Origin of the sequence: Rhizobium sp. N621 (assembly GCF_001664325.1) — a bacterium.
Lineage (GTDB): Bacteria > Pseudomonadota > Alphaproteobacteria > Rhizobiales > Rhizobiaceae > Rhizobium > Rhizobium esperanzae.
In genome coordinates, this window is record NZ_CP013495.1 from 2,843,260 (window position 1) to 2,856,691 (window position 13,432).

A 13,432-nucleotide genomic window follows, 5' to 3' on the forward strand; every position below is an offset into this window, starting at 1 on the left:
TGCATCCTGCTATTGCACACGTTATAGCATAACGCAATTGATGTAATAACATAACACTTACAATTCAAGCGGAGCATATGATGAAACGCGCCTTGGGGCCTACCCTGCACAGCCTGGCCCTCAGAATTCCGGCTACCCTCGCCATCCCGGCCCTTGCGATACCCGCCTTGCTCTTTGCCGGCACGATGCAGGCAGCCGATGCGCCCGTCGTCGTCACCTCGATCAAGCCGATCCATTCGCTGGTTGCGGCAATTATGGAGGGCGTGGGCGAGCCGGAGCTGATCGTCGATGGCGCCTCCTCTCCGCACACCTACAGCATGAAGCCTTCGAACGCGCGGTCGCTGCAGGAGGCCAAGGTCATCTTTTGGGTCGGCCCGAACCTGGAGGCTTTTCTCGAAAAGCCGCTCGAAGCTTTGGGCTCGAACGCCAGCGTCGTCGAACTCGATAATGCGCCAGGCCTGACCAAGCTGTCCTTCCGCGAAGGCGGCGCCTTCGAGCCACATGACGACGGGGATCATGAAAATGCCTCCGGAGATGACCATGGTCACGATCATGCGGCTGAGCCCGGACATGACGATGGCCACGCGCATGATGAGGATCACGAAGAACATGAACACGGCCATGGCGCCTTCGATACGCATCTCTGGCTCGATCCCATGAATGCGAAGGCGATGGCCACTGTCATCACTACCACGCTGGTCGCCGCCGATCCCGCCAATGCGCTGACCTATCAGGCCAATTCTAAGGCGCTTGATGACAAGCTGACGGCGCTGGACAAGGAGATCGCTAACACCGTCGCGCCCATCAAGGACAAGCCCTTCGTCGTCTTCCACGACGCCTACCAGTATTTCGAGCACCGCTACGGCATCCGCGTCGCCGGTTCGATCACCGTCAGCCCGGAAACCATTCCCGGCGCCGAGCGCGTCTCGGAAATCCACCGCAAGGTCGGCGAACTCGGCGCAACCTGCGTCTTTGCCGAGCCGCAATTCGAGCCGCGCCTCGTCAAGATCGTCATCGAGGGCACGAGCGCCAAATCAGGCGTGCTCGACCCGGAAGCGGCGACGCTCAAGGCCGGCCCCGATCTCTACTTCACCCTCATGCGCGGCATTGCCGATAGCATGAAGGGCTGCCTTTCCAGCGCATGATCGTCATGCGACGCCCTGGAAAGAGCTGAGGCGGAAAGAGGCGGATGACCCCGTTCCGCCTTTTTTCGGCATCAACTATGTAATGATATAACATTAATATTAATGAGGTTCCCATGGACAACAGACTTCCGGTCACGGTGCTCTCCGGCTTTCTCGGCGCCGGCAAGACGACGCTGCTCAACCATGTGCTCGCCAATCGCGAGGGCCTGTGCGTCGCCGTCATCGTCAACGACATGAGCGAGGTCAACATCGACGCCGCACTGGTGCGCGATGGCGGCGCCAATCTCTCGCGCACCGAGGAAGAGTTGGTCGAGATGACCAATGGCTGCATCTGCTGCACGCTGCGCAAGGACCTGTTGAAGGCGGTGCGCGATCTCGCCGATCAGGGCCGCTTCGATTACCTGCTGATCGAATCCACAGGCATCGCCGAGCCCCTGCCCGTCGCCACCACCTTCGAATTCCGCGACGAGAATGGTCGGAGCCTTTCCGACATCGCAAGGCTGGACACGATGGTGACCGTGGTCGACGCCGCCAATCTGCTCGCCAATTACGCCTCGGCCGATTTCCTGGCTGACCGCGGCGAATCCGCAGGCGACGGCGACAACAGAACCATAGTCGACCTGCTGGTCGAACAGATCGAATTTGCCGATGTCGTGGTGCTGAACAAGATCGGTACGGCAAGCGAAGAAGCCCGCGACGCCGCGCGCAAGATCATCGTCGGCCTCAATCCGGATGCCAAACTGATCGAGGCGGATTTCGGCAAGGTTGCGCTGAAGGAGGTGCTCGGCACCGGCCGTTTCGACATCGGGAGGGCCGAGACCCATCCGCTCTGGTACAAGGAACTGCACGGCTTCAGGGATCACGTGCCGGAAACCGAAGAATACGGCATTCGCTCCTTCGTCTATCGCGAGAAGCGGCCCTTCCATCCGGCAAAATTGCAGGCCTTTCTCGACAGGACATGGCCGGGCGTGGTGCGCGCCAAAGGCTTCTTCTGGCTGGCGACGCGGCCGCACCATGTCGGCGAGGTCAGCCAGGCGGGCGCGATCGTCCGCACCTCCATGATGGGCCTGTGGTGGGCTTCCGTGCCGCGCGAACAATGGCCCGAGGAACCCGGCTTCCTCCGTGCCATCGGCCCCTATCTCGACCCCGTCTGGGGCGACCGCCGCCAGGAAATCGTCTTCATCGGCGCCGACCCGATAGACGAGGCTTGGATCAGGAGCGAACTCGACGCCTGTCTGGTGCAAAGCGATGCCTTCACACCCGAACACTGGCGCAACCTGCCCGACCCCTTCACCAGCTGGAGCCGGCAGGCGGCATGAAGGCGACAGCGATCAAACGCTATCGCTGCGTCTGCGAGGAATGCGATCCATTGCCGCCGATCGAGGGGCTGCATCCGTTGACGCATGACGTTGTCGATGAGACGCCGCGAAAAGCCAGGGGATTGCTCAGGGTCATCGCGGAACAGATAGTGCCGTTGCGCCGAAAAGGCGGCCGAAGCCGCGCCAATCAGCGTCCGACGACAATACTGGAGATCACCCCGCTGGTAACGCCGATCAGCAGGAAATCGTTGTCGGCGCGGACCCAGCGATAGCCGCGGGGCGGGGGCGCCAGGCGGTAGCGGCGGTAGTCGTTGACGTCGCGAAACTGGCGACGTTCGCGGGCGTTGACACGATATCCCTTCTTCCAATGCGGCCGCACGACGGTCTTCTTGACGATCATCTTCTTCTGGACGACGACAGGCGGGCGACGCAAATCATCCGCGCTGGCTTGGGGGGCGATGATCGGCGAGAGAAGGAAGGAAGCGGAAAGAAGGGCTGCGAAGAGCTTTTTCATGTGGGGTTCCTCATGTTGGGCACAGGAGCAAACTAGGCCCGAAAAGATGAACCGAAACTGAAACTGAAATTAAACTTTGGTAATGGAATCCGATGCCTGCGGGGTGAAACTAATATTTTAGTTTAATCTTGTATATCCCGGTGAACAGCCGTTGTTCGCGACAGGACGCAATCGACGCATAGTCTGGAAGATCGGATTCGATTTTCTGCGGAATTGGGCGCAGATTCAAATAACGGAGCGTTGCTTCGCGCCTTCGATCGAGCGCCTGGCGCCGTTGGACCGCCGCACGGGATCGCTCGACTTAAGAGATGATGGAGGAAATCATGCCCGGCATCAGTATGCGTTATATTGTTGACGACGTCGACGCCGCATTGGAATTCTACACGCGGCATCTCGGCTTTTCGGTCGCGCTTCACCCGGCCCCGAGCTTCGCCATTCTGACAAGGGACGGTTTTCGTCTGCTCGTCAGCGGCACGACCGGACCGGGCGGCGCCTCCCAGGCAATGCCCGACGGACGAAAGCCGGAGCCCGGCGGATGGAACCGCATCCAGATCGAAGTCGCCGACCTCGAAGCCGAAGTCACCAAGCTGCGCCAGGCGGGGGCGCATTTTCGCAACGACATAGTCCAAGGCATCGGCGGCAAGCAGATCCTGCTGGAAGACCCGGCCGGAAACCCTGTCGAGCTTTTCGAAGCGCCGAAGCGATAAGCGCCGCGGCATCGCAAGAATGGCGGCCGCGCCTTGCCAGCTTTGTGCGAGCGTGTAGTTTCGGACTCGCATCAATTCAGGGGTAAGCAAAATATGTCCGAATCCGCGGGCGGGCTCTTCGACTTTGTCGGGATACTAGCCGTGTTCTTTCTCGTCGCTGCCAATGGCTTCTTCGTCGCCGCCGAATTCGCACTGGTTTCGATGAGGCGCAGCCGTGTTGCCGAGCTTGTCGCGACCGGTCACATGAATGCCTCCGCTCTCCAGCGCGCCATCGACAATCTCGACGCCAATCTCGCCGCCACCCAGCTCGGCATCACCATCTCGTCGCTGGCTCTGGGCTGGGTTGGCGAGCCGGCACTCGCCCATCTGATCGAACCGCTGCTCTCGTGGCTGCCTGAGCCATGGGTAACGACCGGCGCCCATACCGTCGCCATCGTCATCGCTTTCGTCATCATCACGGCGCTGCACATCGTTCTCGGCGAGCTCGCGCCTAAAAGCCTGGCGCTGCAGCGCAGCGAGGCCACGTCGCTTGCGGTCGTGCGTCCCCTCGGCCTCTTCCTGCTATTGTTCAAGCCGGCGATCTTCACCTTGAACGGTATGGGCAACCTCGTGCTGCGGGCGGTCGGCCTTCGCGCCGGAACCGGAGAATCCTCGTTCCACTCGCCGCAGGAGTTGAAGTTGCTGGTCGCCGAGAGCCAGGAGGCAGGTCTTCTGAACCAGGTGCAGCAGCAGCTCGTCGAGCGGGTATTCAACATCGGCGACCGGCCGATCTCCGACATCATGACCCCGCGTCTCGACATCGAATGGTTCGATGCCGACGACAGCGAGGCGGAGATTCTGAAAACGATCCGAGAGTGCAGCCATGAGCAGTTGCTGGTCGCCCGCGGCTCAATCGACGAACCGATCGGCATGGTGCTGAAGAAGGATCTTCTCGATCAGGTCCTCGACGGCGGCAAGATCAGGCCCTTGGAGGTGATCAAGCAGCCCCTGGTGCTGCACGAGGGTAGCAAGGTCGTGCGCGTGATCGACAGCTTCAAGGCGTCGCCCGTGCGCCTTGCCATCGTCGTCGACGAATATGGCAGTCTCGAGGGCATCGTCACCCAGACAGACCTGCTCGAAGCCATCGCCGGCGATCTGCCGGGCGCCGACGAGGAGCCCGACATCGTCGTGCGGGAAGACGGTTCGCTGCTGATCGACGCAATGATGCCGGCCTTCGACGCCTTCGAACGGCTGGGCCTCAAGGATCGCCCCGACGCTGATTTCCATACGCTGGCGGGCTTCGCGCTGCATCAGCTTCAGCATATCCCGGAAGCCGGCGAAACCTTCCTCTTCGAAGACTGGCGCTTCGAGGTGCTAGATATGGACGGCATGCGCATCGACAAGATGCTCGCGACCCGCATTCCCGCCGGAGGAGCAGAGGCTTGATCAATTCATCGCCAGCGTCCAGAGCATGCCTGCGATCGCACAGCCGAAGAGCGTCGTAATAACTGAGGTCTTGAAGCGGAAAAGTGCGATGGCGGCGGTGGCGGAGAGCACGATTGCCGCCGGTACGGCAGATTGCAGCTCGGGAATATCGAGCCGCAGGTTTCCGAAACTGACCTGCGCGACTTCGGCAAACAGCGTGTGCAGCCCGAACCAGATGGCGAGGTTGAGAATGACCCCGACCACCGCCGCCGTGATCGCCGACATTGCCCCGGCAAGCGCCACATTGCCGCGCAGCTTTTCGATGAAGGGCGCACCGAGGAATATCCAGAGGAAACAGGGCACGAAGGTTACCCATGTCGTCAGGATCGCGGCAAGGGTGGCGGCAAGCATCGGATCGAGCGAGCCGGGATTTCGAAAGGCGGCCATGAAGCCGACGAACTGGAGCACCATGATCAGCGGCCCCGGCGTGGTCTCGGCCATTCCGAGACCGTCCAGCATCTCGCCGGGTTTCAGCCAGCCGAAATGCTGCACGGCCTGCTGCGCGACGTAGGCGAGCGCGGCATAGGCGCCGCCGAAGGTGACGACCGCCATCTTGCTGAAGAAGAGGCCGATCTGGCTGAAGACGTCACCTGGTCCGAAGAACGTGTAAAGGACGGCGACCGGCACCAGCCAGAGGGCAAGCAGTATAGCCGATATGCGCAGCGACCAGGCGAGGTTGGCGCGCGCATGCGCCGGAATACCCTCGCCCAGCGCCGATTCGGCATCCGACAGCACCGCGCCGCTTGTGGCCTTGTGGCCGCTGCCCGCCATGAAAGCGTCGAGACCGAGCCTGCCGCCGAAGAAACCGATGATTCCCGCGGCCAGCACGATCAGCGGGAACGGCATGTGGAAGAAGAAGATGGCGATGAAGGCGGCGGCCGCGATGGCAAGCATGACGCGGTTCCTCAGCGCCCGGCTGCCGATGCGGATGACGGCCTGCACGACGACGGCAAGGACGGCCGCCTTCAGGCCGAAGAACAGGCCGGCGACGATGCCGATGCTACCATAGGCCGCGTAGATATAGCTGAGGCCGAGGATCGACAGGAAGCCCGGCAGCACGAAGAGCACGCCGGCGACGAGACCGCCCAATGTGCGATGCATCAGCCAGCCGATATAGACGGCGAGCTGCTGCGCCTCGGGCCCGGGTAGCAGCATGCAATAATTCAGGGCATGCAGAAAGCGGCGCTCGCCGATCCATCGTTTCTCGTCAACGATGATCCGGTGCATGACCGCGATCTGGCCGGCCGGGCCGCCGAAGCTCAAGGCGGCGACCCGCAGCCACACCCGGAACGCCTCCCCAAACGAAACGCCGTGGTGATGCCCCTCGCCCGCGTCCTTGTTGCCCGCCTGTCCGGCGGGCGCATTTTCCGTCATGTCGACCATCTCATGCCCTCTTTTTCGGTGCGGGCCAGTTGTGGGTCTCTTCGGTCGCATCGCGGCACCAGCGGAAGAAGGCATCGTAGAGAAGCATTCCGGCCTCGAGCTGCTCCAGATCGTCGGAATACATTCTGGAGAGGCCGAGCGAGGCGGCAAGCAGACCGGACGCCTCGGGCGCGAGATCGAGCCTGGCCGTATCCGCCGCCCTGACGATCTGCGCCAGGCGCAAGAGGGGTTCGGATGCCAACCCGAACTCCTCGACCATCACGTCGAAGGTGCAGAGCTCGCCGCGATGGCTCCAGAACACGTCCTCGATGTCGAAGGGCGCAGCCCCGAAGCGCTCGCCGACAGCAACAACCTCAGGGGCCGGCACGAACAGGAAGACGGCATTCGGATCGATGAAGCGCCGGATCAGCCAGGGACAGGCGATGCGGTCGATTTTCGGCCGCGCCCTGGTCACCCAGACGGTGCGCCCCTGCGCGTCACGGCGCGGCAGCTTCGCCTCGGGCACCGCTGGTCCGGCCGCGGCCCAGGCTTGGAAGCCGCCTGCGAGGGTTTCCGCCTCAATTCCCGCATGCCTGAGATAGGCGGCGACACCATGGCTGAGCTTGGCTCCCCTGTGGCAGACCACGACGACGGCATCGGCATCGAAGCTATCGGCCCAGGACGCAACCTCGGCGTGATCGCGCCGGATCGAGCCCGGCACCAGGCGTGGATCGAGCGCGAAATCCTCGTCCGTGCGGACGTCGATGATGCAGGGCGCCCCGGGAGTTCCGATGAGGCGGCTGAGCTTATCGGGAGATATTTCGAGAAATGACGGCATGACGCGTCCCTCCGTTGATCGGTTTTACCGGACGCGATTCTTCGGCATGTCGCCTCGTGGGGTGATCGCAACCCCAGACCCAAAGCATTGGCAAAGACACCCCGTCCTGTCAAGGACGAGACTTACGCTGCGGTTATGTCCGTCTATACGGCGGCTGTGCCGTGCGTATGACAGCCAGCGATCTCCTCAGGCTTCACCCCCCGCAATTGCCTTTCGCCTGCCGCTCAAGAAGCCGCTCCAGCCCAAAAACCCCGCCAATACAAACGCTTCGGCCCCAGAATGGAACAAAAGTCCCACTCATCCATTTCTTCCTCACCGAAAGAGGAGAAAGTACCATGACGTACGACCCCAATAATGCCAACGATCCGAACCGCCCGCTGAACCCGAACCTGGACCTGCGCACGACGCCGACGGCGCGCAGCAGCAATACGTGGGTTGTTTGGGTTGCTGCATTGGCCGTGATCGCTGTTGCTGCATTCGCCTATTCGCAGTGGAGCAGCACATCTCCCGGCACTTCGCCGGATACGACAGCCTCCACGACGCAGTCCGAGCCGGCCCCGGCTAAACCGATCGCTCCGACCGACAACAGCGCAACGCCTGCTCCCGCACCTGCACCGGCCACCCCGCCGGCCGCTCCTGCCCAGCAGTAACCGCTCCGGTCGTAAGAAGCCGCGCTAGATGCCTCCTTGGCGTATCCGGCTGGACACGCCAAGGAGGATCTATGCATCGAATAGCGTATGATCCTGGGGCGACCCCAACCTCAGGGTCACGCGGCCGGCACCAGCTTCTTTTCTACGGCCAGCCCTTGAATAACCGCAATCGGCACTTATTTAGAGATTATGAAATTTGTCTCTGACGGCTGACCACGGATGTACTGGCAGCCGTCATTGAGACAGATCGAGGAAGGTCGGTGCGAGTTTCGCCCGGCCTTTTTTCTTAGGGAAGACCGAGCGATTTCACGGTCCCCGCGTGAAGCGTAACCTGCAGCCCGATATTAATTGGGAATCCTGTTGTAGAAGGACGGCGGATCGTACACGCACTCATAGTCGAGAACGCACATCTTCCCGTCCCCATCCCTCACCGTTGCAGTGTCGTACTTGTCACCCAGATTGCATCGGGCCGGCGGATAACGGAAGCTGCGACCGCCGATGCCCATACGCACGAAAACGGCTTTGTCCTTACGGATGATTTGCGCAAGCTCCTTGCAGCTGTGATCCCTGGCATTGACCTCTACCGCCTCGACGGCAAGGGCTGCGGACGGAAACAACAGGGCGAAGGCCAAAAGGACGCTTTTCATGGGAACTCCTGGATGCGAGAGCGTGATGGCGGCAAAAAAACGAGAGCGGTTTCGGATGATATCCCACGCAACTGAAAACGAATTCTGATTTCAGGGGAAAATTATAGGGCGACGCCGGGTCGAACACGCAGGCATAGTCTAGAACGCAATCCCTCCCTTTGGCATCGCGAACGCTTGTGGTGCTGCGCTTGTCGCCCATGCCGCACTGCGCCGGCGGATAGTGGAAGCTACGGCCGCCGAGGCCGACACGCACAAAGACCTTCCTGTTCTGCCGGATAATCTGCGCGAGCTCGCTGCAGCTGTGGTCCCCCGCTCTGACCTCCATTGCGCTGGCGGCAAAGACCGGCAGCGGCAAGGATAAAGCCACGACGAATATGACGGTTCTCATCGACCCCTCCCGTTAAAGAGAGAGAGAGAGAGAGAGAGAGAGAGAGAGAGAGAGAGAGAGAGAGAGAGAGAGAGAGATAGGATGCGCAGGTCGACGCAGCCAGTCATGCCGAGACTTGCCCGCTGGCCTCGAAACGAGACCATGCGCTGACGCAATTCAATCAATCTTATCAAGAGATTTGGTGGGTGATGTAGGGCTCGAACCTACGACCCGCTGATTAAGAGTCAGCTGCTCTACCAACTGAGCTAATCACCCGTTCGCGCTTGGCTGCGCGGTGTGACGGGGCGTATAAACAGGATCGGCAGGCTTGTCCAGCGCATCAACGAAAATTCTTTGATTAATCTCAAAGATTTTTCCGCAGCGCCGAAATGCGGCGCAAATCCTGGAAATCGGAAGCGATCTTCGAGAGGGATGACGCGCCAATTCAAGATGATAGAGCGTCCCACCTGCCGGAGCGCGGCGCTCGCATAACTCAAAGATCGAGTGTGCCACTCGCCAGCCGCACCGCTTGGCCGCCGATCCGTGCGTTGGAAATCGTTCCGCCTTCGACATCGATATGCAGGTGGATGAAGGATGGACGGCCCATCTCGACGCCCTGCTCGATCATGATCGGGTGGTGCCCGTCCGTCAGCCGGTCAAAATGGCGGATTGCGCCGGAGAGCGCGGCCGCCGCCGCGCCGGTGGCCGGATCCTCGACGATGCCCATACCGCTGGCAAACATGCGCGCATGGAACTTCGCCACGTGGTTCACGCCGCCGCGGCAATAGACATAGGCCGAGGCCAGCGCGCCATCGGCGAAGGGCACGATCTTTTCCCAAAGCTGCGGATCGAATTCCACCCGTTGCGCCGTGCCGACATCGTGCACCGGAATGAGCAGAAACGGAACACCGGCGCTCCAGACCGAGGGGACGTGATTTTCGAAGCCGATTTCGGTGACCTTCAACGACAGCGCATCGGCAATACCGAGCTTGTCGAGCGGCATGACCGCCTGCTGCGATTTTCGCGGCAGGTCAAATTCGGCAAAACTCGCCTCACCTTCTCGCAGCCGCACCGCGCACCGCACCGGCCCGACATTTTCCTCGAGCACCGTAACGAGATCGAGCGCCGCTGCGCCGTGAGCCCGCTCGGCCAGCGCCACCGCCGTGCCGACAGTGGGATGACCGGCAAAGGGCAGCTCGCGGCCCGGCGTAAAGATTCTGAGCTTCGCCGCGTAGGCAGGATTGGTCGAAGGCTGCACGAAAACCGTTTCGGAGAGATTGATCTCCCGGGTGATCGCCTGCATCGCTTCGTCGCTGAGATTGTCGCCATCGAAAACCACCGCCAGCGGGTTGCCCGCAAGCTTTCGATCGGTGAACACGTCATAGACGCTGTAGCTTCGCGCCACATCGGCCTCCTTGAATCGATCGTCGCGCCGCCAACCTGCCCGACCATGCGACCGAGTGCAAGGCGCTAACTCGGGTAAGAACAACCCGTCTCCGGCACGAGACGTCGGCACTCGGCAATTTGCACGGGATCGTTAATGAAAATCGATTTTTCTCGGAAGCGCTTGACGAGTGTGGTACCCCCTCTGCCCTGCCGGGCATCTCCCCCACAGGTGGGGAGATTGGCTGGGCGCACTGGTTTCCTCAAACAATAGGACGACGTCGGCCTCCGATTGCCGCGCCCTATGCGCCCCCCTTCCCGAAATACCAGTCAATCACCGGCAGCATGGCGATATTATACGGATACGCGTTCCGGTCAGCCGAACGGATCGCCACCGCACCCGCGATCTCCTTGTCTTCGGCGACCAGCATGTGGGCCTCGATCCGCTCGACCATCTCGTCGGCCGTCAGGTCGAAGCGGAACAGCCTCAGCAACGTCACCGTACGCCTGGCGTGGCTGGCGAAGAGACCCTGCCCCGCCACCGAATCGGAAAGATCGAGGCCGGTTTCCTCGTAGACCTCGCGGCGCATGTTGGCCTCGATGTCACAGCGCCCGTCGAAAATATCCTCCGGTTCAAGCGAGCCGGCGGCGAAATAGACCTGGCCGGGATTGGCGGTGTGCGCCCCCATGCGAATCGCCACCAGCGCGCCGTCGGAGCTTTCGAGCACGGGATAGGCGAAGATGTGCAGCCCGCCTTGGCGCTGCGGCTGACGGCGCCAGTACATGAAGGCGGAAAAAGGCGTGACGTAGCCCTCACCTGAAATTCCCTCCTCGCCAAGCGACAGCCGCTGCTGGAAGATCAGGCGCCCGTCGAAGAGCGCCGGATTGGCGGCGATCTCCCTCACCCAGTTTTCGCGGATCGCCGTTTCCTCGGCGGCGACGAAAGGATGCGTGCCGGGCAGGATGCGGAGATCAACGCCGGCGATGGGGAAGACCGTGCTCTCGGGCGGCCAGCCGGCGAAATCACCGGGAAAATCAGTGTTCGGAAAACTTCTGCTCAAATTCGTTTTCATGTTCGCTTTCAGGGGAGATCCAGTGTCATGACGACGGGGCAATGGTCGGAGGCCTTCGGCCGGTCCCAGCCGGTACGGGGATAACGCTCCACCTCCTGCCCCGGCGGAAAGATGGTGCGGTAGGGTTGGCCGCTGCGGATGATCTCAGGCACGCGGCCGGCATTATGGGCGGCAAGTGCGGGCGAAAGCCAGATATAATCGAGCTGGCAAAGGTGCTGCTCCTGCGGCCCGCGCGCATGATAGAGCGTCCAGCGGTCGAGGGGCTGACGACGGCGTACGACATTTTCAGCAAAGCTGTCATGGCTGAAGACGTCGAGCGCGCTTTCGGTCTCCACCTGATGCTCGAAATGATAACCGGCGCCACGCCGCCCAACGACGTCGACGCGCTCCTGATAGTCGTTCATGTCGCCGCTGATGGCAAAGCTCTTCGAAGCTGTATGGCCGGCGCCGAAGCGGTCCTCGATGATGCGACGCACGGCGCGCGCCTCGGCGCGACGGAGCGGCAGTGTCGATTGCCGCCCGTCCAGCCCATCGCGCGGATTGCCCATTGACTTGAAATGCACGACATAGAGCGAGAAAGGCCTGCCGCCGATCAGGAGGTCGAGCTCCAGGCAGTCGCGCTTGAAGATCTTGTCGTCGATACGGTTGGTAAGCGCCAGTTCCTCGTCGAAGAGATCGAAATCTCGATAGGTCGTCATCGCATGGCTTCTGATATCCTTGAGCTCGATTTTTTGGCCGTCGCGCGTTTCCTCGCGCATCAAGACGGCGACATCGATGCCGCGGCTGTCATTGCCCTCAACCAGGAATTTCTGCCGATAGCCGTTTCCGACCATGCGGAAGAGATAGCCGTATTCGAACGCCTGAAGAGCGGCCATGTTGTCGATTTCCTGCAGGCAGAGAATATCGGCGTCGGCATCCGCGATCGCCAGCGCCGTCATCTGCCTCGTATCATCGGTGGCGGCGATCACCCGCGCCTGCTCGAGCTGCTGATAAACGCCCTCGCTGTTCACCTCGAAAAGCTTGATGACGCGGTCCTGGCGCAGCTGGTTGCGGAAGCCGGTGAAATCGAAACGGGTCAGCAGGTTTTCGACGTTGAAGGTGGCGAGGCGAAGCGGCATGGAATGAGTCCGGTTGAAGGCGCTACCTTAACCAGCAGCAGCGGCAGGAAAAGATGGCGAGGTCAAGAAAAGTGCGGACAGCCGAGGCTTTTGAAGCCGAAAGCGACCAACTGCGACTTGGATGGCTGACATTCTCCCACTGGCCTCTGATCGTTTGCCGCGGACGGCTATTGCCAATTCGCACGCGGGGCATTTCATGAAACGAATTCTGGCATCACTTGCAGTTCTGGCGCTCCTTGCCGACGCCGGCCCGGCGCTCGCCGACACCTATGGCGCCATCGCCTATTCGCCGTCATCAGGCACCACCGGCTGCTCCCATGCCTATGGCAACAGAGGCGCCGCCGAAACCGTCGCGAGGCGCAATTGCGACGACAGCGCAAATGACTGCCGCATCGTCATCTGGTTCCGCTACGGTTGCGGCGTGGCCGCCGTCGGCTATCGCGGCGGCTGGGGCTCCGCTGGGGTTACGACCGCCGCGAAGCCGAGCGCCAAGCGATCGGCAGCTGCAGCAGGCAGACCGGCGGCTGCCGCATCATCCGCTGGCAGTGCTCGGGCAGAGAATAAGCCGACGTGGCCTGAAAACGACCGCGGCCATCGGTCCGCGCACCGTGGCGGGTAGCAGCAATGTCATGTGCAGCAGTCTTTAATATGGCCCGTGCTTCGGGGGGGTCTTAACCGCTTGTTCTGACTCTACTGTAAATCGCACCCACCATAATGAGACTTCGTGTCGCCCTTTTCCGTAATCGAAATAATCCACCGGTAGACCAGCCGCGAGCTTAGCATCCGCCTCGGCCTTTCGTTCCGCCATGCATGAGTTATCGAGCATTGAAGCGACTTTTTCCGGA

Annotated in this window: 13 protein-coding genes, 1 tRNA gene and 1 pseudogene; 6 read left to right on the plus strand and 9 right to left on the minus strand. The window is 61.5% G+C overall.

Annotated elements, in window-relative coordinates:
• Positions 1-80 precede the first annotated feature (80 nt).
• A complete protein-coding gene (gene znuA, locus AMK00_RS13900; RefSeq protein WP_064810731.1) occupies positions 81-1,145 on the plus strand; it encodes a zinc ABC transporter substrate-binding protein ZnuA in 1,065 nt (354 codons plus the stop codon).
• Positions 1,146-1,258: 113 nt separating this feature from the next.
• A complete protein-coding gene (locus AMK00_RS13905; RefSeq protein WP_064810732.1) occupies positions 1,259-2,464 on the plus strand; it encodes a GTP-binding protein in 1,206 nt (401 codons plus the stop codon).
• Positions 2,465-2,651: 187 nt separating this feature from the next.
• Here AMK00_RS13905 and AMK00_RS13910 read toward each other — a convergent pair whose 3' ends face one another.
• Positions 2,652-2,978: an RcnB family protein gene (locus AMK00_RS13910; protein ID WP_064810733.1), complete on the minus strand. Its 327-nt coding sequence runs from the start codon at positions 2,976-2,978 to the stop codon at positions 2,652-2,654.
• Between the two features lie 323 nt (positions 2,979-3,301).
• Here AMK00_RS13910 and AMK00_RS13915 point away from each other — a divergent pair, with 323 nt between their 5' ends.
• Together AMK00_RS13915 and AMK00_RS13920 are read left to right on the plus strand one after the other, a co-directional pair.
• Complete coding sequence (locus tag AMK00_RS13915; protein ID WP_064803589.1) at positions 3,302-3,685, plus strand: VOC family protein; 384 nt, start codon at positions 3,302-3,304, stop codon at positions 3,683-3,685.
• 93 nt (positions 3,686-3,778) lie between these two features.
• The gene (locus tag AMK00_RS13920; RefSeq protein WP_064803590.1) at positions 3,779-5,110 is read left to right on the plus strand and encodes a hemolysin family protein; all 1,332 of its coding nucleotides are present in this window, start codon (positions 3,779-3,781) and stop codon (positions 5,108-5,110) included.
• On the opposite strand, the gene chrA is transcribed toward AMK00_RS13920, so the two are convergent.
• Positions 5,111-6,532 carry a chromate efflux transporter gene (gene chrA, locus AMK00_RS13925; protein WP_064810734.1) on the minus strand — a complete coding sequence of 474 codons (1,422 nt, stop codon included), beginning with the start codon at positions 6,530-6,532 and terminating at the stop codon, positions 5,111-5,113.
• A gap of 1 nt (position 6,533) precedes the next feature.
• Positions 6,534-7,349 carry a chromate resistance protein ChrB domain-containing protein gene (locus AMK00_RS13930; RefSeq protein ID WP_064810735.1) on the minus strand — a complete coding sequence of 272 codons (816 nt, stop codon included), beginning with the start codon at positions 7,347-7,349 and terminating at the stop codon, positions 6,534-6,536.
• A gap of 335 nt (positions 7,350-7,684) precedes the next feature.
• Here AMK00_RS13930 and AMK00_RS13935 point away from each other — a divergent pair, with 335 nt between their 5' ends.
• Positions 7,685-7,999 carry a hypothetical protein gene (locus tag AMK00_RS13935; protein WP_064810736.1) on the plus strand — a complete coding sequence of 105 codons (315 nt, stop codon included), beginning with the start codon at positions 7,685-7,687 and terminating at the stop codon, positions 7,997-7,999.
• A gap of 344 nt (positions 8,000-8,343) precedes the next feature.
• Here AMK00_RS13935 and AMK00_RS13940 read toward each other — a convergent pair whose 3' ends face one another.
• From AMK00_RS13940 to AMK00_RS13960, 6 genes and pseudogenes are all read right to left on the minus strand, one after another.
• On the minus strand, positions 8,344-8,646 hold the full coding sequence (locus AMK00_RS13940; RefSeq protein ID WP_064810737.1) for a hypothetical protein: 303 nt from the start codon (positions 8,644-8,646) through the stop codon (positions 8,344-8,346).
• Positions 8,647-8,740: 94 nt separating this feature from the next.
• A pseudogene (locus tag AMK00_RS30840) lies at positions 8,741-9,034 on the minus strand (hypothetical protein); the annotation flags it as partial.
• 179 nt (positions 9,035-9,213) lie between these two features.
• Positions 9,214-9,289: transfer RNA gene (locus AMK00_RS13945), tRNA-Lys, on the minus strand.
• 217 nt (positions 9,290-9,506) lie between these two features.
• Complete coding sequence (locus AMK00_RS13950; protein WP_064803601.1) at positions 9,507-10,418, minus strand: PhzF family phenazine biosynthesis protein; 912 nt, start codon at positions 10,416-10,418, stop codon at positions 9,507-9,509.
• Positions 10,419-10,698: 280 nt separating this feature from the next.
• Positions 10,699-11,469: an NUDIX hydrolase gene (locus AMK00_RS13955; RefSeq protein WP_064810738.1), complete on the minus strand. Its 771-nt coding sequence runs from the start codon at positions 11,467-11,469 to the stop codon at positions 10,699-10,701.
• Positions 11,470-11,477: 8 nt separating this feature from the next.
• On the minus strand, positions 11,478-12,587 hold the full coding sequence (locus AMK00_RS13960) for an endonuclease/exonuclease/phosphatase family protein (protein WP_064803605.1): 1,110 nt from the start codon (positions 12,585-12,587) through the stop codon (positions 11,478-11,480).
• 196 nt (positions 12,588-12,783) lie between these two features.
• On the opposite strand from AMK00_RS13960, the gene AMK00_RS13965 reads away from it, so the two are divergent.
• A complete protein-coding gene (locus tag AMK00_RS13965) occupies positions 12,784-13,206 on the plus strand; it encodes a DUF4189 domain-containing protein (RefSeq protein ID WP_237350403.1) in 423 nt (140 codons plus the stop codon).
• The last annotated feature ends 226 nt before the right edge of the window (positions 13,207-13,432 follow it).